We start from the raw sequence: 258 nt of genomic DNA, 5'->3' as shown, positions 1-258 counted from the left end.
CGCGAAACTATCGTTTCTTATGATGTATTACTAAGGGGAGTTAATAATGAACCCCCGGGCTTTATTTTTAATAAAATAAATAAGTCGAACCTGATGTCTTTTGACCAATATAACCGAGAAAAGGCTTTGGAACTCGCTGCGCGCTTGGGCCTTGATTGCGCCTTAAATATTAATTTCACTCCTGATGAAATTATATTTGAAGGAGGTCTCTATATAACAGCGACCCTAGAGAAGGCTAAAAGCCTTGGTTTTAATCCA

Annotated in this window: 1 pseudogene; it reads left to right on the top strand. The window is 38.4% G+C overall.

Going from position 1 to position 258, the window contains the following annotated elements:
* Nucleotides 1–258 (top strand): annotated as a pseudogene (locus AAEZ02_RS22890) (EAL domain-containing protein); the annotation flags it as partial.

This window comes from Shewanella sp. T24-MNA-CIBAN-0130, assembly GCF_040310185.1.
In the GTDB taxonomy this organism is placed as follows: domain Bacteria; phylum Pseudomonadota; class Gammaproteobacteria; order Enterobacterales; family Shewanellaceae; genus Shewanella; species Shewanella psychromarinicola.
This window is presented reverse-complemented; position numbering and strand designations above follow the sequence as displayed.